The organism is Nostoc sp. (genome assembly GCF_036917375.1).
Classification (GTDB): domain Bacteria; phylum Cyanobacteriota; class Cyanobacteriia; order Cyanobacteriales; family Nostocaceae; genus Nostoc.
This window is the reverse complement of sequence record NZ_JBALDN010000049.1, coordinates 14,064-37,427: the sequence shown is the minus strand read 5'-3', so window position 1 is coordinate 37,427 and position 23,364 is coordinate 14,064. Positions and strand designations below refer to the sequence as shown.

Here is a 23,364-nt window from a genome sequence, read left to right as displayed (position 1 = left end):
TTAATGAAAAATCTTTGAGATGCTCCACACGCTGATTTTCATTCTTGGGACAATGCTTACTTTACAAGATTTTCAGCCTTAACTGAACCGTATTGTTTTTTAGCCCAGTATTCCGCGTAAGCCTCAATACAATTCAATTAAGCTTTTTTGATGAAATTCTAGATTGTAGAGACGGCGATTCATCGCGTCTCTTGCCTTAACCGAGTAAATCCTATATTTGACGAATGTAAAAACAGACATGAAAGGTTCATCTCAATTACAAACTTATGACATACGTCTATTGGATAGTTAAATTGTTGATTACCTAATGAGGATTTTTCAAGTGAATAAGTTCGCTAAAGCTTTACTTTTGGCTCTAATTTTTGCTGCACCTGTAACTGCTTTTGCATCTCAAGCTCAAGCTAAAACTATCCATCATCCTAGCGTAAAATCTGCTAAAGTTCATCATACTAAACATCACAGACATCATGCTAAAAAGCTAGTTCATAAACACTTATAAATAGTTACTATTAGTCGTAAAAGTTTCTAGTAGCTCTGTATTAAGTTTAGTGTTGGTTTATCTGAAAAAAAACTGTATTATTTAACCCCGCTGAAATCCCTACCAATCAGCGGGTTTTTTTAATTAACTTGCCCAAGGGTGCGCTCGTATAAAAATTAAAGTTCAAAGCGATCGCAAAATATAATTAGTAGCGTTAGTAGCGATTGCCTAATCATATCTGCCACTATCCAATTAGTCTTCAAAACATAAAAACATATATGAAAGTAGACTATTTAGAAGAATCACTTTTTCGTGAGTTGGAGGAGCGTTTGCTTCAACCCGATGTCCGAAAGTCAGCGAAAGATATCATGGATTTACTTGCTGACGAGTTCATTGAATTCGGAAGCTCAGGGCGTGTTTTTAATAAACAGCAAATTATCGAGAGCTTACAGAATGAACCCATCCAACCCCTGACTCAAAGATTGATAACAGAATTCAAAACGTTAGTTTTAGCAACAGGGGTTGTTTTGGTAACTTATCGTATAGTCAGACATATATCTGACGAACAACCTGTTCATTCGCTGCGAAGTTCCATCTGGAAATTAAACAACGATCGATGGAAAATGATCTTTCATCAGGGCACTTTGGTTAGAGAATCATCAGTGCAGTATGATGAATAATTGGCCAAAATTATTTAAAATCAAAGTTTCGCATAAAAAAGGCTCAAGCATTCCTGCTTGAGCCTTTTCTAAATTCAATTAAGCTTAGTAGCGGTTGTTGCTGCGGTTGTAGCCGCCGCCACCACCACGGTTCCCAAAGGAACCACCACTTCTGTCTTCTTTGGGCTTGGCTTTATTTACTTTGAGGTCGCGACCAAGCCATTCAGCACCATCAAGAGCTTCAATAGCTTTCGCTTCTTCATCTTCTGAACTCATTTCCACGAAAGCAAAGCCGCGTAAACGACCTGTTTCACGGTCAGTGGGTAGTTGAACGCGCTTTACAGCACCATATTCTGCAAATACAGCACTTAGCGCATCTTGTGTAACATCATAGGAGAGGTTACCAACGTAAATTGACATCAAATGTCTCCAAAATCATAAGTTTGTAGAGATTTAGATTTCGGAGAGAAGTCTGTAATACCAAAAGGAAAAAGCCTGTCAATACTAAAAACAAACACTGTCGCCGAATTAATTCTCATTTCACTTCCCATGATGACATAGCAACCAACTTTCTAGGAAAAAGTTTGAAAAACTGTTATAAAAAGTTATATAAGCGGTTAACAGCTAGATGCTGGCTAGTCTCAAAACGGGTGAAGCTTTAGTGAACCGCACCCACGAGATCGACTAATCCACTCTCTTTTCTAAATATTGACCAATCATCAACTGCTCACCAGCACGGGAAATAATGGTTTGTCTGGTGCGGTATTTGCTGCCAATTAGCTTTAACTCTTCTTCAAAGACTGAACCGTTGTACTCAGTTCGCAAACACATTGTTTTAGGATTGGAGAAATAATACTGGGCGGTGACTGGTTTGGATATGGCAAAACCGCGATCGCGGTACAAAATATTTCCTAAAGCTCCAAATATTGTCGAACCTTGCGACTCTTTCCTGTCCTTGAGTACATCCATACTTTCCCATGTAACTGCTGCACCACAGATCAAACTACCTGTATCAGGCAAATCGTGCATCTGAGCTAGGTTTTGCAATTCATCACAGCCCGGCTTGAGAAAATCGATTGTAACTATACTCTCCATCTCTTTAGTTTCTCCCTTGGGTAGGGTGTAGTAGCGCCGTTGCGATCGCCACTTACCCTCTGATTCCTGGAAAAATTCGGAAATCTGGGCTTCGTCAGCAGTTTGGGCAATTTTTAGCAATGATGTCACTTGTAACTTTCCTGACTAATATTGGTGGCTGTAATATATATCGCCTTTTTCTTGGCTGTATATGCAATCGCCCGATCGAAATATGACAGCGTTAAAAAAAGCAATTTATGTTTACTATTCTTAATATATTGGATCGAACGTAAAAATTACTAGGCATTTTGCTAACTACATTAAATCTGGCTATGTAAGCCTAAGTATAATTATTTAAATACTGCAAATTTTAGAAGAAAGGGCGCAAAATTCGCGTATCTCCAGTCAACGCAAGTCTTCTACCAAGGGCAGATTCCAAGAAATTTAAAAATATTTATACTGAATACTGAGTTAATAATTGCATCGACAGCTAAAAAGCTGCCGAATCAATGTAATGAGTTAAAGTGGTGAGAATTTTTTTGAATAAAAAGTAATTTTTGATACAAAATTCTGCAAGAAGATCGTTAATTGACTCTCGCCGCTTTTCACTGTTCATAATGTCTCAAAATTACTTGGTAATGCACGGCTGTTTAACCCAAAAAGCTCCCCAAATACGAGAAAAAAAATGATTTTGGACAGAAATAAGCCGCATAAGCAGGCGAAAATCTTACCTTTCGCAGCCGCTAACCAGGTAATTAATACCCAGTTAGATTCAGTTGTGAAGACTGATATGGCTGTTGCAGAAACAAAAAGTAGCTTTGACACAAAAGTGTCTTCCCCTTTCGCATCCATATTATTGATTCCCTGTTTGCTGGGCATAGGACTGCTGACAGCGAATTGTGGAGCGCTCCCCAAGGAAGAACCAGCTGATGCACAATCTCAGAGTCCTGGTAGTGGACAACGTGGTGGTAGTGCAACGGCTGTAGATGCAGCGATCGCTCGAACTGAGACGCTACAAACACAACCAGAATACACAGGTAATACAACACCCTTCCGAATTGTGTCACTGCGATCGCAAGTAGAAGCTCGGTTGTTGGCTTTAAACTTAGATGTGGGCGATACAGTAAAACTTGGGCAAAACGTCGGGCGGTTAGATGATGCCATACTTTCGACCGAATTAAAGCAAGCAGAAGCAGAGCTAGCTGCCCTCAAATCAGAAGTAGCTAGGGCAACCAATCAGGTAAGCAATGCCCGTGCAGACGTTGAACGGGCGCGGCTAGAAGTAGTACAAGCTCAAGCAGACTCAGAACGACAGCAGAGGTTGTTCAAAGCTGGAGCGATCGCTGAACAAACTGCCCAGCAAGCGCGTACCCAGGCAAAAACAGCCGCCCAGGCACTCCGGGCAGCTCAAGAGCAAGTACGCACAGAACAGCAAGCCGTCGCCGCGGCCCAAGGTAGAGTACTTGCTCAACAAGCATTGGTTGCCCAAACCAAAGAGCGCAGGTCTTATACTCGGCTGGTATCTCCCATCACTGGCGTAGTCACAGAAAAGGTGACAGAACCAGGCAACCTTCTGCAAGCAGGTAGTGAAGTTTTGAAAATTGGCGACTTTAACCGTGTTAAAGTCGTCGTCCAAGTTTCCGAATTAGAATTGGCACAAATTCAGGTTGGACAGTCTGTACAAGTCCGCTTAGATGCCTTCCCCAAGGAAACATTAATTGGCAGAGTTACCCGCATTTCTCCAGCTGCCGATGCCACAGCTCGCTTGATACCTGTAGAAGTCGTGATTCCCAACACTCAAGGGAAAATTGGTAGTGGACTGCTGGCGCGAGTCAATTTTCAAACCCAGACTCAACAGCGTGTAGTAGTGCCGCAAACAGCGATTCAAAAACAAGCAGGAGCAACAAAGGCAGCACAGAAAGAGCAAGAAAACTCATCGGGGACGCTATTTGTGGTGAAAGACACAGATGGTAAGACGAAAGTAGCGACGCGTGCTGTCACATTAGGACAAAAGGCTGATGGCAAAGTGGAAATTTTATCCGGTTTGCAAGCAGGAGAGCGCTATGTTGTTCGTAGTGGTAAGCCGTTAAAAGAAGGTGACACTGTAAGTCTTTCAATTCTTTCAGAAAAGCAATAGTAGGGTGAGCAATAACCACCATCCAAAAGAAAAAAGTACTCAGTAGTCAGCACTTATCACTTAGTATCATGCAACAGGCAAACAATAATAATGGCAATGGCGGATTTAGCCTTAGTGCGATCGCTATCCGCCAACACATTGGCACACTCATGCTCACCGTGGCAGTAATTGTCATTGGGGTATTTTTTCTCACAACGATCCAAGTCGATCTTCTACCGTCAATTACCTATCCGCGAATTGGGGTTCGGCTAGAAGCCCCTGGTATTTCACCAGAAGTAGCAGTAGATGAAATTACCAGACCCTTAGAAGAAGCTTTAGCAGCAACTGAGAATGTAGTGCAAGTTTTTTCTCGTACTCGTGAGGGACAGGTAAGCCTCGATTTATACTTCCAACCAGGGGGCGATATTGACCAAGCCCTAAACGATGCTACTGCTGCTTTTAACCGAGGGCGAGGACAACTGCCAGATACGATAGAGGAGCCGCGCTTATTTAAAGTCGATCCTTCTCAATTGCCGGTTTATGAATTGGCGCTGACATCTACCTCGTTACAAGGGAAAGATTTACGCGTATTTGCTGATGAAGAGTTAACCCGTGAACTCAGTGTTGTGCCGGGAGTCGCTTCAGTTGATGTATCTGGCGGTGCAGAGGAAGAAGTACGAGTGCTTGTTGACTTAAACCGATTACAAGCTTTGGGTGTCGGATTAAATGATGTCTTAAATGAATTAACAGCCCGTAACCAAGACACTTCTGGCGGTCGGATTCTGGGGCAAAATTCCGAGCCATTGACTCGGACTGTCGGACGCTTCCAAAATGCCAAGGAAATTGAAAACCTTTCCTTGGAAGTTTCCTCCCCTGCCTCCCCTGCCTCCTCTGCTTCCCCTGCCTCCCCTGCACCTTCCCGCCGCGTCTACTTGCGAGACTTTGCAGAGGTAATTGACGATACAGAAGAACAGCGAGTATTTGTTTACCTAAATCGTCAGCCTGCGGTGAAATTTTCAATCCAAAAGCAGCCTGAAGCCAACACAATCACAGTTGTAGATGCTGTTAAGCGGCGAATTGAACAATTACGGCAATCAGGTTTAATTCCAGCAGACATGACTTTGAGTCCCACTACAGATGAATCTGTCTTCATCCGTAATTCTTTGAATGATGTCATCTTTTCGGGGATTTCTGGGGCATTATTAGCAGCCGCAGCAGTATTGTTATTTTTGGGATCGTTCAGGCAAACATTTATTATCAGTTTGACGATTCCGCTGTGTACTCTAGCAGCGATCGCTTTGATGAGAATATTTGGCTTGACTTTGAATGTATTCAGTTTGGCAGGTCTGACATTAGGAGTCGGTCAAGCAATTGATACATCGGTTGTGATCTTGGAGAACATTTCCGAGAAAACAGGGATGACTCCCAATCAAAAAGAGATGGAGGCAGGGGAGCAGAGGAGCAGGGGAGCAGAGGAGAAGGGGAGAAATTCAAGATTCTTTATTGATAGTGCGATCGCAGCTTCCCAAGAAGTAGAATCTGCTTTAGTTGCTGCTACAGGTGCCAACTTAGTTTCTGTAGTGCCATTCCTCTTAATTGGCGGCTTTATTGCACTGCTATTTAATGAATTAATTCTGACAATTAGCTTCGCAGTTGCAGCATCCCTTGTCGTCGCCATCACAGTAGTACCGATGCTGTCTTCTCGACTCTTGGGAATTCGCTGGTCTAGTCGGATTAGTGAATTTTGGCTGCTTAGGCAGTTTAATCACCGATTTGAAGATGCTACGCGAGGATACGGTAACTTCTTAACAAAGGTTTTACGCTATCGACTCCTCGTCGTTATCGCTGCTTTGGGAATTTTAGGCGGCAGCAGCTTTTTTATGTTTGGTCAAATTCCCCAAGAAATTTTACCCCGGATCAGTACTGGTCAAGCTAACTTGAGAGCGCAGTTTCCTCCCGGTACACCTTTAGCAACTTCTGAAAAAGTTATGCAAATTGTCGATGACATTTTGCTCAAACAACCAGAAACCGAGTCTGCTTTCACAACTGTGGGTGGTTCTTTGTTTGGTAGCAATACTACAGAGAATCCTTTACGTGCCAGTAGCACCATCAATCTAAAACCAGGCACAGATGTCGAAGCTTTCGTCAAAAAAGTAACTCAGGAATTTAACAAACTCAACTTAGCAGGAATTCTGCTGCGCCTCAATCCTGGTCAGGTGCGGGGTTTAATCTTGAGTAATTCTCCAGTGCAAGGGTCAGAAGTTGACGTGATTCTGCAAGGTGAGAATGAAGAAAACTTAACGCAAGCAGGGGCACAAGTGCTGCAAGCATTGCAGGAAAGAGCAAAATTGGCAACGTTCCGGCCAGATGCCGATCCTCGACAACCGGAAATCCAAATTCGCCCCGACTGGGAACGAGTTTCAGCTTTAGGGTTGAGCGCTCAACAAATTGGTGCAACAGTTCAAACAGCAATCGAAGGTTCAGTTCCCACGCAAATTCAACGCGGTAATCGTTTAGTTGATGTGCGGGTGCAGCTAAATAAGGAAGCTATTCAGCGTCCTTCCCAACTAGAGCAATTACCGCTATTTACAGAAAACAATCAGCTAATCCGCCTTTCAGACGTTGCGAATATTCAAGAAGGTCAAGCGCCTGGTGAGGTGCAACGGATTAATCAGCGCCAAGCTTTTATTGTGGCAGGAAATCTCAGCGAGGGAGCTAGTCTTGGTGAAGCGATCGCAGAAGTCAACGAAGTACTCAAGGATGTAGACTTACCTGATGGCGTTTCAATTGTGCCTAGTTCTGCCCAAGAAACTAATCAACAACTTCAAGATGCTTTAAAAACTTTGGGGGCGTTGGCGACGTTCTTAATCTTTGTAGTCATGGCGGTACAATACAATTCGCTGATTGACCCATTGGTAATTATGTTCACCGTACCACTAGCCTTAGCTGGGGGAATTTTTGGACTTTACATTACCCAAACTGCAATTGGCGCAACTGTAATTGTTGGTGTCGTTCTGCTGGTGGGAATTGTGGTGAACGCAGGGATTCTCATGGTAGAACTAGCGAACCAAATTCGGGATGAAATTGGTTGTAGTCGTCAAATTGCCATCATGAAAGCTGCACCTCAACGTTTGCGCCCAATTATTATGACCACAGTCACCACTATCTTGGGACTGTTTCCTTTGGCATTAGGCATTGGCGAAGGTTCTGAGTTTTTGCAGCCTTTAGGGATTGTAGTTTTCTTTGGGATGGCGATCGCAACGATGCTGACATTATTTATCATCCCCTGTTTTTATATTCTGCTGCACGATTTGCTAGGTGGAAATTGGGCAAAGCCAGTGTTAAACCGATTGCGTGGAGTTACGAAAAAACTTATCAGCTAATAAGCATTTAAGTTGCACTAGCGCAATACCGATTTTATCCGCGATCGCGCTTACTGTTTGTTTCTGGGATGGTTATAAATAGAGAACCGTTTGCCATAGCTTCTCAACCTTATAACCATTTCAGACAGGCACTTAGACATCGCCCTGTTCTAATACCATTTTGAAAAATGATTGCGACAGATGGATTCACACCAAGCCAGACGCACCAAGGCAATTCCCAATCCAAAATCTAAAATGGTATAACCATGCCAGCCTTTCTCCAATCCTAAAAACAAAGTTTCTCAAAGTTTATGACGCTCAGGGTCAACAAAACGATAATCTTGGCTGAGTAAGTGAATAAAAACTAATACCTCACTGAAAGGCATTCTTTCTTGTTCGTGCCTTTTGTGCTTAAAAGCTTATGCTGATCCGCCCCGCCACAATAACTGACGTACCCGCAGTTTTACCAATGGTTGCCAAAATTTGTGCTTTGCATGAGTCTTGGGATTCTGCTAAGTATGGTTTTCTACCGCATCCAGAACAGCGTTATGAGAAATGGTTGACGCGTTTGGCAAATAGCGATGGCTTCTCTACGAGACGCGACGCGAACGCCGACGCTTCCAGCGTACGCAGTGTATTTCTAGTATCCGAAAATGAAGGGCAAATTGTAGGGTTTCTGGTAGCAACAGTTGAGCGAGAAATCCCAATTTATCGGTTACAGGAATTTGCTTTTATTCATGATATCTGGGTCGAGCCGGAATATCGCCAAAACGGAATTGCGCGGCAGATGGTGATGCTAAGTGTTGAACGCTTTCATCAGATGGGCGTCAAGCAAATTCGTCTAGATACAGCAAATGCTAACGAGGCTTCACGGCGGTTATTTGCATCTTGTGGTTTTCGAATCAGCATTATTGAAATGCTGATTGAATTGAGCCATTAGTCATAAGCTTATGACTAATGACTAATGACAAAGGACTAACTAGCTAACAGAGTTTTTTCTAGAGAAGTCCAACGGAAAGAGCGATCGCCACCCCTCTCAATGACTACTCTCACTCGTGGTTCTAGCTGAGGCAAATTCGTCAAATACTCAAGTTCCTCATTGGAAAGAATATGCCCTTCAATAATCCACAAGACCAGCCCCTTTGATTTTGGTGGTAGCTGTTCTAGATGAGAATTGAGAATTGGCGGTAAATAGTACACATGACCTACTGCGGCACCACTACCAGTGCTTTTTTTCCCAAGATGAGGAGGTCTGACTCCATGAATTCTTGTGAGATACGCAGCTAAATCACCCAGTCCTTTAGCAGTAATGTGAAGGGTAGTATAGCCAGCTGCCCGTAATCGGCGCTGATATCGACCTTCATAACCTCCTTCCAGAGGTACATACACTCCCAGAGCGCCAAATTTTTCCAGATCGCGGATTAAACCGTTGCCAGTGGTAATTAGTGCCATAGATTTTCGTCTTATCCCACTTAGATATTTCTATTATTTACCCTGAACCGATAGATTAAAAGCATTTTTTTTGGTTATTGGGCATTGGGTACAAGAGGCAGAGGTGCAAAGGGGCAGAGGGGAAAGAACTTACTGCAACTTCTCCTTGGTCACTGAGCGTAGCCGAAGTGCTGCTCCCCTGCTCCCCCACTCCCTAAAAATAGCTCTATAAATTACTGGACAAACATAAATAAATAATTTATATTATTAGATTGTGACCAAAAACGCAAATTGGGTTGACTTTTTACTGTCATTCTGAAGTAGTGTTAGCATCAAAAACTGATGACTGAATCCAAATTGGATAATCTAACTCAGAGCGATCGTAGACTGGTAAACTAAGAAAGCTTTCAGGTCAACATCAGAGCTTATGGAAGAATAACTAAAGTTAATCCTAAGCTTCAAGGTACGTTTACTCCTGTGCCTCTAAAAAAAAGCAGGCAAAAGCTTAAACAATAGTTTAAGGTGTTTAAGGAAGTAAAACTGAGCAGCAATGTTGGTTTCATGGCATTACGTCAGTCTCAGTTAACGGATACTGGGCGGTAATAACCGCTTAAGTCCAACTGCAACACGGCAGTAGCCAATCTCCGGGAAGCCGCCCTTCAGGCGTGTACAAATCGGAAAACCCGCCGACAGCGCTGCCTCCAGAAAGTGCCAGAGCAATTGCTTGGACGAAAGCATTGCTGCACACAGCTTAAAGCTGTAGCGCCTTGCATTGATTCCAGAAGTTACTCCTTCCCAACGGGAAGAGACTTGTGGCTGTTCTGGTGATCTAATGAGTGAAGCTAAACAGATTCACCAAGCAGTAAGGACACGGTTTGTTGTGTCCGAAAGCATTTGGAGCGGTTTATTGAAACCATTCCAAATTTCGCAGGCTAACCCAGCCTAAACTGATGCGTACAAAGCGTGTCCTCTAAAGTCCAATTCCAAGGTCAGCAAGTAGAAAGGAGAACCAGTTACTGTGTCTGTAGGTATTCTCGGCACCAAGCTGGGCATGACCCAAATATTTGACGAAGCAGGAGTATCTATTCCTGTAACTGTCATTCAAGCAGGGCCATGCACCGTTACACAAGTTAAAACGAAAGAAACCGACGGTTACTTTGCCATTCAAGTTGGTTATGGCGAAGTTAAACCCAAGGCACTAAACAGACCACTACTGGGTCATTTGGTGAAATCATCTGCCCCAGCATTGCGTCACTTAAATGAATATCACACCGATAGCTCTAGTGATTATGCTTTAGGTCAAGAGATTAAAGCAGATATTTTTAGCGCTGGTCAAATTGTCGATGTCGTCGGTACAAGCATCGGTCGCGGCTTTGCGGGAAACCAGAAGCGCAACAACTTTGGTCGCGGGCCAATGTCACACGGTTCCAAAAACCACAGAGCACCCGGTTCTATTGGTGCTGGTACAACACCCGGTCGTGTCTATCCAGGTAAGCGGATGGCAGGTCGTTTGGGTGGAAAACGTATTACAATCCGCAAACTGACCATAGTGCGAGTAGATCCAGAACGCAACTTATTGCTGATTAAGGGAGCTATACCTGGTAAACCAGGCGCTCTAGTAAGTGTTGTGCCTGCAAAAACAGTGGGATAGTCAAAAGTCATTAGTCAAAAGTCATTAGTCAAAAGTCATTGGCTAAGGACAAATGACAAAAGACCAATGACAAATGACAAAGGACAAAGGACAGATAACAAAGATGGTTGAAAGCGTAGTTAAAAATTGGCAAGGAGAACAGGTCGGCGAGACGACCTTCGAATTGCGCGTTGCCAAAGAAGGAACAGCGTCTCATATTGTACACCGCGCCTTAGTACGGCAATTGACGAATGCTCGTCAAGGAAATGCCAGCACAAAAACTCGTGCGGAAGTTAGAGGTGGCGGTCGTAAACCTTGGCGGCAAAAAGGTACTGGTCGCGCTCGTGCAGGGTCTATTCGTTCGCCATTGTGGCGTGGTGGTGGTGTGATCTTTGGGCCAAAGCCTAGAGATTTCGACCTGAAATTGAACCGCAAAGAGCGACGTTTAGCGCTGCGGACAGCATTTGTCGGTCGTATTGACGACTTGATCGTAGTAGAAGAATTTAGCACCGAGCTATCTCGCCCGAAGACTAAAGAATTAGTGGCAGCGCTTGCGCGTTGGGGAATAGTACCAGAAAGCAAGGCACTGTTGATTTTGTCTGAAATTGCGGATACAGATAACGTTTATTTATCAGCCCGCAACATTGAAAATTTAAAACTAATTGCAGCCGACCAGCTAAATGTTTTTGATTTACTGCACGCTGACAAAATTGTAGTTACGGCATCAGCCCTAGAAAAAATTCAGGAGGTCTACAGTGCCTAGCTTTGACCCCCGCGACCTTGCCGACTTAGTACGTCGCCCAATCGTCACCGAGAAAGCGACCATCTTGATGGAGCAAAACAAGTACACCTTTGAAGTAATTCCAAAGGCATCAAAGCCAGAAATCAAGGCTGCGATCGAAGACTTGTTTCAGGTCAAGGTTGTAAAAGTCAACACCACTCTACCACCGCGCAAAAAGCGGCGCGTTGGTAAATTTATTGGTTATAAACCCCAATATAAGCGAGCCATTGTTACCGTCGCACCTGGGGATGAAGACAAGATTAGACAAGTTCTATTCCCAGAAGTCTAAAAAAGTTTTGAGTTAGGAGTTAAGAGTTACTGAACTCAACACTCAAAACTCAACACTCAGCACTCAGCACTCAGCACTGTAAAAATATGGGTACCCGTTCTTATCGCCCTTATACCCCCAGCACTCGCCAAGTTACAATCTCTGACTTTGCGGAAATTACCAGAACCGAGCCAGAAAAATCCCTAACAACCTCGAAGCATCGCGCCAAAGGTCGGAATAATCACGGACGGATTACTAGTCGTCGCCGGGGTGGCGGACATAAACAGCTTTATCGGATCATCGATTTTAAAAGGGATAAACATAATATTCCGGCAAAAGTCGCAGCAATTGAATACGATCCTAACCGCAACGCCAGAATTGCCCTTTTGTATTACCAAGACGGCGAAAAACGGTACATCCTTCACCCCAACGGGTTGAAAGTTGGAACAATAATTATTTCTGGCCCTGAAGCTCCCTTTGAAGATGGTAATGCCTTACCGCTCTCGAAGATTCCTTTGGGTACTAGTGTTCACAACGTAGAACTGACCCCTGGTAAAGGTGGTCAAATTGTGCGTGCTGCTGGTGCTAGCGCTCAAGTTGTGGCAAAAGAAGGTAATTATGTAACTCTCAAGTTGCCTTCAGGAGAAGTCCGCTTGATTCGACGCGAGTCCTACGCCACCATTGGGCAAGTAGGCAACACCGATGCGAGAAACCTGAGTGCAGGTAAAGCCGGACGAAATCGCTGGAAAGGTCGCCGTCCTAAAGTTAGAGGTAGCGTCATGAACCCAGTGGATCACCCACATGGTGGTGGTGAAGGTAGAGCGCCTATCGGTAGATCGGGGCCTGTTACACCTTGGGGTAAACCCACATTGGGTGCGAAGACACGCAATCGCAAGAAACTTAGCAGCAAGTTGATTGTGCGTCGTCGTCGTAAGTCTTCTAAACGCGGTCGCGGTGGTCGTGAATCATAGAATTTTAGATTTTAGATTTTGGATTTTAGATTGGGGTCTACTTGTGAACATTGAAAATTTGTGAAACCTGATTAGATACCTAATTATCCAAAATCCGAAATTCTAAATCCTAATTCCTAAATCCTAAATCCAAAATTGAACTATGGGTCGTTCTCTAAAAAAAGGTCCTTTTGTTGCGGATCATCTCTTAAAGAAAATTGAAAAGCTCAACGACAACAACAGAAAAGAAGTTATTAAAACTTGGTCACGAGCTTCGACAATTTTGCCTCTAATGGTAGGACATACTATAGCTGTTCACAACGGACGCCAACACGTTCCCGTTTTTGTAAATGAACAGATGGTAGGACATAAGTTGGGTGAATTTGCCCCGACACGCACCTACAGGGGTCATGGAAAAAGCGACAAAAAAGCAGGTAGGTAGTTATTAGTTATTAGTCATTAGTCATTAGCTAAAGACAAGTGACAAGTGACAAATGACAAATGACAAAATTGGAGAAAATTATGGCTACTAATACTACTGAAGTAAAAGCGATCGCTCGTTTTATCCGCATCTCGGCTTACAAGGTGCGTCGGGTACTCGATCAAATCCGCGGGCGATCTTACCGAGAAGCGTTAATCATCCTGGAATTCATGCCCTATCGCGCTACTGAACCCATCTTGAAGGTTCTCAGAAGCGCTGCTGCCAATGCCGAACACAACGCTGGGTTAGATCGGACTCAACTTGTAATTACTCAAGCTTATGCCGATCAAGGGCCGCCGTTGAAGCGCTTCCAACCAAGAGCGCAAGGTCGAGCTTACCAAATTCGCAAACCGACGTGTCATATTACTGTGGCCGTTGCAGCCGCCCCAGAAAAATAAGCTTTTTTACAGGAATAAATTGCGTAAAGTAAGAAATTTTAGAGGAAGCATTCGTGGGACAAAAGATTCATCCAGTTGGTTTTCGCCTGGGTATTACACATGAACATCAATCCCGTTGGTTTGCTGTTCCCGATCGCTATCCAGAACTTCTCCAAGAAGACCACAAACTCCGTCAATACATAGAACAAAAGCTGGGTAGGCAGGCTCAAAACAACGCCGGAATTTCCGAAGTACGGATTGAGCGCAAAGCCGACCAAATCGACTTAGAAGTACGCACAGCTAGACCTGGGGTAGTAGTGGGTCGCGGTGGACAAGGTATTGAATCCTTACGTACCGGACTCCAAGGATTGTTGGGTAGTAATCGTCAAATTCGGATTAACGTAGTTGAAGTTCAACGAGTTGATGCTGATGCCTACCTAATTGCCGAATACATTGCTCAACAATTGGAACGTCGGGTTTCCTTTCGGCGGGTAGTGCGGCAATCGATTCAACGTGCCCAACGCGCTGGTGTTCAAGGTATTAAAATCCAAGTTAGCGGTCGCCTCAACGGTGCGGAAATTGCCCGGACAGAGTGGACTCGTGAAGGTAGAGTACCTTTACATACCTTACGGGCTGACATTGACTACTCTTATTGCACAGCAAAAACTGTTTACGGCATTTTGGGTATCAAAGTATGGGTGTTTAAGGGAGAAATTATTCCTGGACAGGAACCAGATCCACTGCCACCCGCAAGCCGCGATCGCGAACGTGACCCCCGCGATCGCGACCGGGAACCCCGTCGCCGTCAACAACAACGCCGTCGCCAGCAATTTGAAGACCGCTCAAATGAAGGATAAAAAGGGAATGGGGCATGGCGCATGGGGCATAGAGAATTGACGATGCCCAATGCCCAATGCCCAATGCCCAATGCCCAGTACCTAGTAGCCAATCATGTTAAGCCCTAGAAGAACTAAATTCCGCAAACAACAGCGCGGACGGATGGAAGGACTAGCCAGCCGTGGTAGTACCCTCAACTTCGGTGATTTTGCACTCCAAGCTCAAGAACCTGCTTGGATTACCTCGCGTCAAATCGAGGCTTCCCGTCGGGCAATGACTCGTTATATTCGTCGGGGTGGACAAATCTGGATTCGGATTTTCCCTGATAAACCAGTAACCATGCGTCCTGCTGAAACCCGGATGGGTTCCGGTAAAGGTAATCCAGAGTTTTGGGTAGCTGTAGTCAAGCCAGGACGAATTTTGTTTGAAATTGGTGGAGTTTCTGAAGAAATCGCTCGTGAAGCGATGCGTTTGGCTTCATTTAAACTGCCCATCAAAACTAAGTTTATTGTGCGCTCTCAACCACAGGAGCAGGAGTAGCTTATGCCTCTTCCCAAGATTTCAGAAGCTAGAGAATTAAGCGACGAGAAGCTCTCTGATGAAATTGTCGCGATCAAAAGACAACTATTTCAATTGCGCTTGCAAAAAGCCACCAGACAATTAGAAAAGCCCCATCAGTTCCGGCAATTGCGCCACCGCCTAGCCCAATTGCTGACGCTAGAAACAGAACGCAAACGGGCAGCAAGTCAATCGGCTAAAGAAGCAAAGTAGGAGATTATGGCAGTTAAAGAACGAGTTGGCTTGGTAGTGAGCGATAAAATGCAAAAAACTGTGGTAGTCGCCATAGAAAACCGCGCTCCTCACCCCAAGTACGGCAAGATTGTGGTTAACACCCAACGATATAAAGTTCACGACGAAGAAAATCAGTGTAAAGTAGGCGATCGCGTTCGCATTCAGGAAACTAGACCCCTGAGTAAAACCAAGCGCTGGAAAATCACAGAAGTCCTGAACGTCAAGCCTACTTAAACCTCATCGTTGTTAGAAGCTAACAACATTACAAGGGAGAATAATTGTGATTCAACCCCAGACTTACCTGAATGTCGCAGATAATAGCGGCGCCCGCAAACTGATGTGCATCCGCATCTTAGGCGGAGGCAACCGTCGTTATGGTTTTATTGGCGATAAAATTATCGCAGTTGTCAAAGATGCTACACCCAACATGGCTGTTAAAAAGTCTGATGTGGTAGAAGCAGTAATTGTTCGGACTCGGAAAGCTGTAAATCGTGACAGCGGTATGAGTATTCGCTTTGATGATAACGCTGCTGTAATCATCAACAAAGACGGTAATCCAAGAGGCACACGGGTTTTTGGCCCAGTTGCACGGGAACTGCGCGATAAAAACTTCACCAAAATTGTTTCTCTGGCTCCGGAGGTGCTTTAATGGCAACCAAACAGGGTACGCCCAAAGTATTTCACAAAATGCACGTCAAAACTGGCGACACCGTACAAGTGATTGCTGGCAAAGACAAAGGAAAGGTTGGTGAAATTATCCAAGCACTTCCTCAACTGAGTAAAGTCATCGTCAAAGGTGTCAACATCAAGACCAAGCACGTCAAACCCCAGCAAGAAGGGGAATCAGGGCGAATTATTACCCAAGAATTCCCAATTCATAGCTCCAATGTGATGCTTTATTCCACCAAGCAAAACGTTGCTAGTCGTGTTGGTTACACCTTTACCTCAGAAGGTAAAAAGGTCAGAAAACTCAAGAAAACTGGCGAAATTCTCGATAAATAAGAATTAGCCAACTTGAAATTTTAGATTTTAAATTTAATCCAAAATCCAAAATCTAAAATCCAAAATTAAAGTTTCCCTGACCAAGCCCAGGGATATCAGGACAAAAAACTATGGCGACAACAAGACTCAAAACCTTATATCAAGAGACGATCGTCCCCAAACTGATTAATCAGTTTCAATATACCAACGTTCATCAAGTACCGAAGTTAGTAAAGGTTACGATTAACCGAGGTTTGGGTGAAGCAGCTCAAAATGCGAAGTCGCTGGAAGCATCCATAAACGAAATTTCAACGATCACTGGTCAAAAACCAGTGGTGACACGGGCGAAAAAGGCGATCGCTGGCTTTAAGATTCGTCAAGGGATGCCTGTGGGGATCATGGTGACACTCAGAGCCGAACGGATGTATGCCTTTTTCGACAGACTAGTTAGCCTGTCACTACCCAGAATTCGAGATTTTCGCGGCGTTAGCCCTAAAAGCTTTGACGGACGCGGTAATTACACTCTGGGCGTGAGAGAACAGCTAATTTTTCCAGAAGTCGAATACGACAGCATCGATCAAGTGCGTGGGCTGGATATTTCCATCATCACCACAGCAAAAAACGACGAAGAGGGACGCGCCTTACTTAAAGAATTAGGAATGCCTTTTCGCGATCAATAAGTTCATCTATAGAGGGAACGATGGCGGCTAACGACACAATTGCAGATATGCTGACGCGCATCCGCAATGCCAACCTGGCGCGGCATCAAACTACACAAGTGCCAGCTACAAAATTGACCCGAAGCATTGCCAAAGTGCTACGGGAGGAAGGCTTTATTGCTGAAATCGAAGAAGCAGAAGAAGGAGTAAAACGCAATCTGGTGATTTCCCTGAAATACAAGGGAAAAAACCGTCAGCCTCTGATCACCGCCTTAAAGCGGGTCAGTAAGCCTGGCTTGCGTGTTTATTCAAATCGAAAAGAATTACCAAGGGTACTAGGCGGCATTGGCATTGCCATTATTTCTACATCCAGTGGCATTATGACTGACCGCGAAGCGCGGCGTCAAAACTTGGGTGGCGAAGTACTTTGTTACGTTTGGTAGTCATTGGTCATTAGTCATTGGTCATTAGTCATTTGTCACTTGTACTGAGCGTAGTCGAAGTATTAGTGAAAAACAAAGGACAAAGGACAAAGGACAAAGGACAAATAACAAAGGACAAAAAGTCATGTCTCGTATTGGTAAACGTCCAATTACTATTCCCGCCAAAGTTCAAGTGGCGATCAATGGTACGAATATTGTGGTGAAAGGCCCGAAAGGAGAACTTTCTCGCACTCTCAGAGATAATGTCTCACTCTCTCAAGAGGGGGAAATATTACACGTCAATCGTCGGGATGAAACTCGGACATCGAAGCAATTGCACGGCTTAAGCCGCACTTTAGTTGCCAACATGGTCGAGGGAGTTTCCCAAGGTTTTCAGCGCCGTTTGGAAATCCAAGGTGTTGGTTACAGGGCACAAATTCAAGGGCGTAACTTAGTTTTAAACATGGGTTATAGCCATCAGGTGCAAATTGAACCACCAGATGGAATTCAATTTGCTGTAGAAGGTACTACTAATGTCATTGTCAGTGGCTATGACAAAGAAATCGTAGGTAACACAGCCGCCAAAATTCGTGCCGTTCGTCCACCAGAACCTTACAAAGGTAAAGGCATTCGCTATGCCGGTGAAGTGGTCAGACGGAAGGCTGGTAAGACTGGTAAGGGTGGTAAGAAGTAGAAATGAAACTTACTCGTAGAGAATCAAAAAACCGTCGTCATCGACGCGTTCGCGGCAAAGTGATTGGCTCCCCAGAACGTCCACGTTTAGCGGTATTCCGTTCTAATGAGCATATTTATGCCCAAGTAATTGATGATACTCAGCATCAAACCATCGTGGCTGCATCGACTGTAGAACCAGAGTTGAAATCTAGTTTAGCGTCATGTGCAAACCGCGATGCATCGGTACAAGTTGGTAAGTTGATTGCAGTGCGATCGCTAGAAAAAGGCATCACCAAAGTAGTCTTCGATCGCGGTGGTAACTTATATCATGGTCGTGTAAAAGCACTCGCTGATGCAGCACGCGAAGCTGGTTTAGATTTCTAAAGTCATTGGTCATTAGTCATTAGTTATTGGACAAATGACAAAGGACAAATGACAAATGACAACTGACAAATGACGTTCACCAGAGCATAAATTATGGCAACAGAGCGTAAAAGTAGAACAAAGCGTGCCAAAAAAGAAGAAACCACTTGGCAAGAGCGGGTTATCCAAATCCGCCGCGTAAGTAAAGTGGTCAAAGGTGGTAAAAAACTCAGCTTCCGAGCGATCGTTGTCGTTGGTAACGAACGCGGTCAGGTTGGAGTTGGAGTAGGCAAAGCTTCAGATGTAATAGGTGCCGTTAAAAAAGGCGTAGCCGACGGCAAAAAACACCTCATTGATATCCCAATCACCAAATCCAACTCTATCCCCCATCCTATTGATGGTGTCGGTGGCGGTGCAAAAGTGCTGATGCGTCCAGCCGCACCTGGTACTGGGGTAATCGCTGGTGGTGCTGTGCGAACTGTGTTGGAATTAGCCGGAGTTCGTAACGTCTTAGCCAAGCAACTAGGCTCCAACAATCCGCTCAATAATGCTAGAGCCGCAGTTAATGCCTTATCTACACTGCGTACCCTTGCTGAAGTCGCCGAAGATCGCGGTATTCCTATTCAAAATCTCTACATCTAATTTAGTCATTAGTCATTGGTCATGAGTCATTAGTGAATAACAAAGGACAAATGACAAATGACAAACGACAAATGACAAACGACAAATGAGAACTTGATAACTTATGAGACTCCATGATGTTAAGCCGCAAAAAGGCTCAAAGAAACGCAAGCGCCGTGTAGCCAGAGGTATTTCTGCCGGACAAGGCGCTAGTGCTGGTTTAGGTATGCGGGGTCAAAAATCTCGTTCTGGTAGTGGGACTCGACCAGGTTTTGAAGGTGGTCAACAGCCATTGTACCGCCGCTTACCTAAGCTGAAGGGCTTTCCGATTGTTAATCAGAAGATTTACACTACGATTAATGTAGAGAAGCTAGCTTCCCTTCCCGCGAATACGGAAGTAACTTTGACCTCATTGAAAGCCGCAGGTATCCTGACTGCTGTCAAGGGGCCACTGAAAGTTTTAGGGAACGGGGAATTGAGCATTCCGCTCAAGGTACAAGCGGCAGCTTTCACAGGTTCAGCTCGTAGCAAAATTGAGGCAGCTGGTGGTAGTTGTGAAGTCTTATGAGTGAGCCGGAACAGCGCACTTAAATGCAAGCCAACTCGCTGCCAGTGCTTGGTTCACTATAAAGGTAGCACTCTATGATCAGTCGAGATAAAGCCCCAACGGCTCAAGAAACTTTTATGCAGATGGCGCAGGCAGCTGGCCTCAGAGGTAGGCTGCTTGTCACTGTCGGTATTTTAATTTTGGTTCGCCTGGGTATTTTCTTACCCGTGCCAGGGATTGATAGACCGAGATTTGCCGAAGCTATATCGGGCAGTAATTCCATTTTCGGCTTATTGGATATATTTTCTGGGCGAGGACTTTCGACTTTGGGAGTCTTTGCTTTAGGAATTTTGCCCTTCATTAATGCGTCTATTATCATCCAATTGCTCACCGCGGCGATTCCATCTTTAGAAAATTTACAGAAAAATGAAGGGGAAGCCGGTCGGCGAAAAATATCGCAAATTACCCGCTATGTCACTGTAGTTTGGGCAATTCTTCAAAGTACAGCTTTTTCGGCATTATTCCTCCAGCAATTCGCCCTCAAGCCAGGGCCCATATTTGTCGCTGAAACTGCGATCGCTCTGACTGCTGGTTCGATGTTCGTCATGTGGGCATCAGAACTAATTACAGAACGGGGTATTGGCAACGGTGCATCATTGTTGATTTTTGTCAACATTGTTGCGTCATTACCAAAAGCTTTAGGCGATACCATCGATTTGGTGCAAGTCGGTGGTAGGGAAGCAGTTGGTCGGGTGATCGTGCTGATTTTAGTCTTCCTCGCAACAATTGTTGGTATTGTGATTGTGCAGGAAGGAATGCGCCGCATTCCAATTATTTCGGCTCGTCGCCAAGTAGGTCGTCGAGTTTTGGCAGAGCAGCGTAGTTATCTGCCACTGCGGCTAAATCAAGGCGGCGTGATGCCAATTATTTTTGCTGCTGCCATCCTCAGTTTGCCACTGCTAATCGCCAATTTTACTAAAAATGCCGATTTGGCGAATATAGTTAACACTTATTTGAGTCCAAGCGGTTCTAGTTCCTGGGTCTATGCCTTGGTTTACATGGTTTCCATTGTTTTCTTCAGCTACTTCTATTCTTCGTTGATTCTCAACCCGGTAGATGTGGCGCAGAACTTGAAGAAAATGGGTTCTAGTATTCCTGGCATTCGTCCTGGGAAAGCAACTAGCGAGTATATCGAACGCGTTTCCAACCGACTAACTTTTTTGGGTGCGATCTTTTTGGGCTTTGTTGCTATTATCCCCACAGCCGTAGAAAGCGCTTTGAATGTGAAAACTTTCCGGGGAATAGGTGCAACCTCGTTGTTAATTTTAGTTGGTGTGGCAATTGAGACAGCCAAACAAGTCCAAACCTATGTTATCTCTCAGCGCTATGAAGGAATGGTGAAATAATAGTGACGCGATTAATCTTCTTGGGGCCACCTGGAGCGGGTAAAGGAACACAAGCTCAAACCTTGGCTGAACACTTGAATATTCCCCATATTTCTACGGGCGAAATATTAAGGCAAGCTATGAAAGAGCAAACTCCTTTAGGAATCAAAGCTCAAAGCTATGTTGATAGCGGCGAGTTAGTACCCGACCAGCTAGTGGAAGACTTGGTACAGGAGCGCCTCGATCGACCAGATGCCAAAAATGGTTGGATTCTTGATGGATTTCCCCGGAAAGTGACCCAAGCAGCTTTTTTGGAGAAATTACTGGAAGCAATACATCAAGGTGGCGAAAAAGTAGTCAATTTAGATGCACCAGATGAAATTGTCATCGCACGTTTGCTAGCTAGAGGACGAAAAGATGATACCGAAGAGGTGATTCGTCGTCGTTTAGAAGTGTACCGCGCTGAAACTGCACCTTTAATTAATTATTACGGCGATCGCAAAAAACTCCTAACAGTCAATGGCAATCAGTCCCAAGAAGATGTCACTGATGAACTACAAAAGGTAATCGCTTCCTGAAAAAGAAAGGGGAAGGGCATGAGGGAGACAAGGAAGTATGCAAGGAGCTACAGTAATTCTTTCCCAATGCCCCATGCCCCATGCCCTATACCCCATACCAAAAAAAAAGATCAATTTTAGCTAAGATATATTAATAAACTGTTGATATATTTCTTAAAATGTGTTTCTTTGCAGATGAAGCGCTGCAACTGAACACGAAATTGTTGAGTTGAGGAAAAAACAAATTGTCTAAGCAAGATTTGATTGAAATGGAAGGCACGGTTACAGAGTCCTTGCCCAATGCGATGTTTCGCGTTGACTTGGACAATGGCTTTAACGTGCTAGCACACATTTCCGGCAAGATTCGCCGAAATTATATCAAGATTTTGCCCGGCGATCGCGTCAAGGTGGAGTTAACCCCCTACGACTTGACCAAAGGCAGAATCACCTATCGACTACGCAAAAAGTAACTATATGTAGAGAATTTTACCATAAAACCATTTTTTTGACTGTTTATTAGTCATTTAACTGGATTAATTTCCCTAGAAATGCTATAATTTTATATTTGGAGTCAAAAAATAAAAGGCATGAAAGTTAGAGCCTCAGTCAAGAAAATTTGTGAAAAATGTAACGTGATCAAACGTCGTGGTCGCGTTATGGTGATTTGCGTGAACCCCAAGCACAAACAACGTCAAGGATAACGCTCTTACCAACAGAGCTAGTTGCAGGACGCATATCATCATTAAAACGAAAAGACGGGATTAATCACGTTTTTCCAACCAACAGTAATTGCGACAATAATAGGGAGAGTTCATTGTGGCACGGATTGCCGGAGTAGACCTTCCACGCGATAAGCGCGTCGAGATCGGTCTAACTTATATCTACGGAATTGGATTATCACGCGCTCAAGAAATTATAGCGACAACTGGTGTGAACCCAGATACTCGCGTTAAGGACTTAAGTGATGCCGATGTAACAGCCCTACGAGGGGAAATAGAAACCAACTATCAAGTTGAAGGCGACTTGCGGCGCTTGGAGTCTTTGAACATCAAGCGCTTAGTTGACATTGGTACCTACAGAGGTCGTCGTCATCGCATGGGCTTACCAGTTAGAGGCCAAAGAACTCGCACCAATGCTAGAACCCGTCGAGGCAGAAGGCAGACAGTGGCTGGGAAGAAGAAGGCTCCAGGGAAATAATATTGCAACGCTTGTTAATCCGAGCAAGTTTTACCTTAAATCAACTAAACAAGTATGGCGAGACAACCAACTAAAAAAACCGGGAGCAAGAAGCAGAAACGGAATGTACCCAGTGGAATGGCCTACATCCAGTCTACTTTCAACAATAGCATTGTCACTATTACCGATCAAAATGGAGATGTCATCTCCTGGGCCAGTGCTGGTTCTAGCGGTTTTAAGGGAGCAAAAAAGGGAACTCCCTTTGCAGCGCAAACCGCAGCTGAAAGTGCAGCCCGTCGAGCTATCGATCAAGGAATGCGCCAAATTGAAGTAATGGTCAGTGGGCCAGGAGCAGGTAGAGAAACCGCTATCCGGGCGCTTCAAGGAGCAGGACTGGAAATTACACTGATTCGGGATATTACCCCGATTCCTCACAATGGTTGTCGTCCACCCAAGCGTCGTCGAGTTTAAATACTAAAACTTGGGCAGTGAGGACGAAAAGTTACAGCCAGCAATGACCGCTTGAGCGTCTAACGTGCAAACTGTCATTGAGTTAAAGCTTGGGCGACCAGAAGCGTGTCAGATTTTCCCGCCGGGAAAGCTGTTAAACTTCGGGCTACCCAAAATATTATTAGCGCCTGCAAGCTGAATGGGAGTGTCAAACTATACCGTAATTTTATACTAATAGTTTGATAGACCTAATAATCTACAGGACATAAATTCAATTCTGGAGGCAATTGAT

The 23,364-nt window shown here is 44.5% G+C and carries 32 protein-coding genes; 29 read left to right on the top strand and 3 right to left on the bottom strand.

The features are described 5' to 3' along the window. Positions 1-322 precede the first annotated feature (322 nt). Positions 323-499, top strand: coding sequence for a hypothetical protein (locus V7K45_RS12830; protein ID WP_322701274.1), 177 nt, complete (start codon positions 323-325; stop codon positions 497-499). 257 nt (positions 500-756) lie between these two features. Then, positions 757-1,158 carry a nuclear transport factor 2 family protein gene (locus tag V7K45_RS12825; protein ID WP_335003871.1) on the top strand — a complete coding sequence of 134 codons (402 nt, stop codon included), beginning with the start codon at positions 757-759 and terminating at the stop codon, positions 1,156-1,158. A gap of 84 nt (positions 1,159-1,242) precedes the next feature. Here V7K45_RS12825 and V7K45_RS12820 read toward each other — a convergent pair whose 3' ends face one another. Both V7K45_RS12820 and V7K45_RS12815 read right to left on the bottom strand, forming a co-directional pair. Next, complete coding sequence (locus V7K45_RS12820) at positions 1,243-1,557, bottom strand: RNA recognition motif domain-containing protein (protein WP_194041514.1); 315 nt, start codon at positions 1,555-1,557, stop codon at positions 1,243-1,245. Between the two features lie 264 nt (positions 1,558-1,821). Beyond that, positions 1,822-2,361, bottom strand: a complete 540-nt coding sequence (locus tag V7K45_RS12815) for a phycobiliprotein lyase (RefSeq protein WP_335003869.1) — start codon at positions 2,359-2,361, stop codon at positions 1,822-1,824. 535 nt (positions 2,362-2,896) lie between these two features. On the opposite strand from V7K45_RS12815, the gene V7K45_RS12810 reads away from it, so the two are divergent. From V7K45_RS12810 to V7K45_RS12800, 3 genes are all read left to right on the top strand, one after another. Then, on the top strand, positions 2,897-4,348 hold the full coding sequence (locus tag V7K45_RS12810; protein WP_335003867.1) for an efflux RND transporter periplasmic adaptor subunit: 1,452 nt from the start codon (positions 2,897-2,899) through the stop codon (positions 4,346-4,348). A gap of 68 nt (positions 4,349-4,416) precedes the next feature. Continuing rightward, positions 4,417-7,710, top strand: coding sequence for an efflux RND transporter permease subunit (locus V7K45_RS12805; RefSeq protein ID WP_335003865.1), 3,294 nt, complete (start codon positions 4,417-4,419; stop codon positions 7,708-7,710). A gap of 400 nt (positions 7,711-8,110) precedes the next feature. Continuing rightward, positions 8,111-8,629, top strand: coding sequence for a GNAT family N-acetyltransferase (locus V7K45_RS12800; RefSeq protein ID WP_335003863.1), 519 nt, complete (start codon positions 8,111-8,113; stop codon positions 8,627-8,629). A gap of 35 nt (positions 8,630-8,664) precedes the next feature. Here the strand turns inward: V7K45_RS12800 and V7K45_RS12795 are convergent, their stop codons facing one another. Next, complete coding sequence (locus tag V7K45_RS12795) at positions 8,665-9,141, bottom strand: NAD(P)H-quinone oxidoreductase subunit N (RefSeq protein ID WP_335003861.1); 477 nt, start codon at positions 9,139-9,141, stop codon at positions 8,665-8,667. A gap of 997 nt (positions 9,142-10,138) precedes the next feature. Between V7K45_RS12795 and rplC the strand changes: the two genes are divergently transcribed. From rplC to rpsK, 24 genes are all read left to right on the top strand, one after another. After that, the gene (gene rplC / locus V7K45_RS12790; protein ID WP_335003859.1) at positions 10,139-10,771 is read left to right on the top strand and encodes a 50S ribosomal protein L3; all 633 of its coding nucleotides are present in this window, start codon (positions 10,139-10,141) and stop codon (positions 10,769-10,771) included. A 103-nt stretch (positions 10,772-10,874) separates the two neighbouring features. Continuing rightward, positions 10,875-11,513, top strand: a complete 639-nt coding sequence (gene rplD / locus V7K45_RS12785; RefSeq protein WP_289800116.1) for a 50S ribosomal protein L4 — start codon at positions 10,875-10,877, stop codon at positions 11,511-11,513. Next, positions 11,506-11,820, top strand: a complete 315-nt coding sequence (locus V7K45_RS12780) for a 50S ribosomal protein L23 (RefSeq protein WP_069070779.1) — start codon at positions 11,506-11,508, stop codon at positions 11,818-11,820. The genes rplD and V7K45_RS12780 overlap by 8 nt, the downstream gene beginning before the upstream one ends. Positions 11,821-11,906: 86 nt before the next feature. Further along, positions 11,907-12,770, top strand: coding sequence for a 50S ribosomal protein L2 (gene rplB / locus V7K45_RS12775; RefSeq protein WP_335003857.1), 864 nt, complete (start codon positions 11,907-11,909; stop codon positions 12,768-12,770). A 142-nt stretch (positions 12,771-12,912) separates the two neighbouring features. Continuing rightward, the gene (rpsS, locus tag V7K45_RS12770) at positions 12,913-13,191 is read left to right on the top strand and encodes a 30S ribosomal protein S19 (protein WP_012410721.1); all 279 of its coding nucleotides are present in this window, start codon (positions 12,913-12,915) and stop codon (positions 13,189-13,191) included. Positions 13,192-13,271: 80 nt separating this feature from the next. After that, on the top strand, positions 13,272-13,628 hold the full coding sequence (gene rplV, locus V7K45_RS12765) for a 50S ribosomal protein L22 (protein WP_069070777.1): 357 nt from the start codon (positions 13,272-13,274) through the stop codon (positions 13,626-13,628). Positions 13,629-13,681: 53 nt separating this feature from the next. Further along, positions 13,682-14,464, top strand: coding sequence for a 30S ribosomal protein S3 (rpsC, locus tag V7K45_RS12760; RefSeq protein ID WP_335003855.1), 783 nt, complete (start codon positions 13,682-13,684; stop codon positions 14,462-14,464). 94 nt (positions 14,465-14,558) lie between these two features. Next, positions 14,559-14,984 (top strand): 50S ribosomal protein L16, encoded by a 426-nt coding sequence (rplP, locus tag V7K45_RS12755; RefSeq protein WP_069070775.1) that lies wholly within the window; start codon positions 14,559-14,561, stop codon positions 14,982-14,984. Between the two features lie 3 nt (positions 14,985-14,987). Next, positions 14,988-15,215, top strand: coding sequence for a 50S ribosomal protein L29 (rpmC, locus tag V7K45_RS12750; protein WP_289799262.1), 228 nt, complete (start codon positions 14,988-14,990; stop codon positions 15,213-15,215). 6 nt (positions 15,216-15,221) lie between these two features. After that, a complete protein-coding gene (gene rpsQ / locus V7K45_RS12745) occupies positions 15,222-15,470 on the top strand; it encodes a 30S ribosomal protein S17 (protein WP_094349093.1) in 249 nt (82 codons plus the stop codon). Positions 15,471-15,516: 46 nt separating this feature from the next. Further along, on the top strand, positions 15,517-15,885 hold the full coding sequence (rplN, locus tag V7K45_RS12740; RefSeq protein WP_099101129.1) for a 50S ribosomal protein L14: 369 nt from the start codon (positions 15,517-15,519) through the stop codon (positions 15,883-15,885). Then, positions 15,885-16,238: a 50S ribosomal protein L24 gene (rplX, locus tag V7K45_RS12735; protein WP_292729115.1), complete on the top strand. Its 354-nt coding sequence runs from the start codon at positions 15,885-15,887 to the stop codon at positions 16,236-16,238. The genes rplN and rplX overlap by 1 nt, the downstream gene beginning before the upstream one ends. Positions 16,239-16,348: 110 nt before the next feature. Then, positions 16,349-16,897, top strand: a complete 549-nt coding sequence (gene rplE / locus V7K45_RS12730) for a 50S ribosomal protein L5 (protein WP_335003852.1) — start codon at positions 16,349-16,351, stop codon at positions 16,895-16,897. Between the two features lie 20 nt (positions 16,898-16,917). Beyond that, a complete protein-coding gene (gene rpsH, locus V7K45_RS12725; protein ID WP_094349096.1) occupies positions 16,918-17,319 on the top strand; it encodes a 30S ribosomal protein S8 in 402 nt (133 codons plus the stop codon). 124 nt (positions 17,320-17,443) lie between these two features. Beyond that, complete coding sequence (gene rplF, locus V7K45_RS12720; RefSeq protein ID WP_322665911.1) at positions 17,444-17,992, top strand: 50S ribosomal protein L6; 549 nt, start codon at positions 17,444-17,446, stop codon at positions 17,990-17,992. A 2-nt stretch (positions 17,993-17,994) separates the two neighbouring features. Continuing rightward, complete coding sequence (rplR, locus tag V7K45_RS12715) at positions 17,995-18,357, top strand: 50S ribosomal protein L18 (protein WP_196518364.1); 363 nt, start codon at positions 17,995-17,997, stop codon at positions 18,355-18,357. A 93-nt stretch (positions 18,358-18,450) separates the two neighbouring features. Further along, positions 18,451-18,978, top strand: a complete 528-nt coding sequence (gene rpsE, locus V7K45_RS12710) for a 30S ribosomal protein S5 (RefSeq protein ID WP_322679498.1) — start codon at positions 18,451-18,453, stop codon at positions 18,976-18,978. Between the two features lie 103 nt (positions 18,979-19,081). Further along, positions 19,082-19,525, top strand: coding sequence for a 50S ribosomal protein L15 (gene rplO, locus V7K45_RS12705; protein WP_335003848.1), 444 nt, complete (start codon positions 19,082-19,084; stop codon positions 19,523-19,525). Between the two features lie 74 nt (positions 19,526-19,599). Then, positions 19,600-20,910: a preprotein translocase subunit SecY gene (gene secY, locus V7K45_RS12700; protein WP_292729126.1), complete on the top strand. Its 1,311-nt coding sequence runs from the start codon at positions 19,600-19,602 to the stop codon at positions 20,908-20,910. A gap of 2 nt (positions 20,911-20,912) precedes the next feature. Continuing rightward, entirely contained in the window at positions 20,913-21,467 is a 555-nt protein-coding gene (locus V7K45_RS12695) for an adenylate kinase (protein ID WP_335003846.1), read from the top strand. Between the two features lie 224 nt (positions 21,468-21,691). Beyond that, positions 21,692-21,916: a translation initiation factor IF-1 gene (infA, locus tag V7K45_RS12690; RefSeq protein ID WP_006276978.1), complete on the top strand. Its 225-nt coding sequence runs from the start codon at positions 21,692-21,694 to the stop codon at positions 21,914-21,916. Between the two features lie 117 nt (positions 21,917-22,033). Beyond that, positions 22,034-22,147 (top strand): 50S ribosomal protein L36, encoded by a 114-nt coding sequence (gene rpmJ, locus V7K45_RS12685; protein ID WP_015129703.1) that lies wholly within the window; start codon positions 22,034-22,036, stop codon positions 22,145-22,147. A gap of 115 nt (positions 22,148-22,262) precedes the next feature. Then, positions 22,263-22,643 (top strand): 30S ribosomal protein S13, encoded by a 381-nt coding sequence (rpsM, locus tag V7K45_RS12680; protein ID WP_099101135.1) that lies wholly within the window; start codon positions 22,263-22,265, stop codon positions 22,641-22,643. 54 nt (positions 22,644-22,697) lie between these two features. Then, complete coding sequence (rpsK, locus tag V7K45_RS12675) at positions 22,698-23,093, top strand: 30S ribosomal protein S11 (RefSeq protein WP_069070761.1); 396 nt, start codon at positions 22,698-22,700, stop codon at positions 23,091-23,093. The last annotated feature ends 271 nt before the right edge of the window (positions 23,094-23,364 follow it).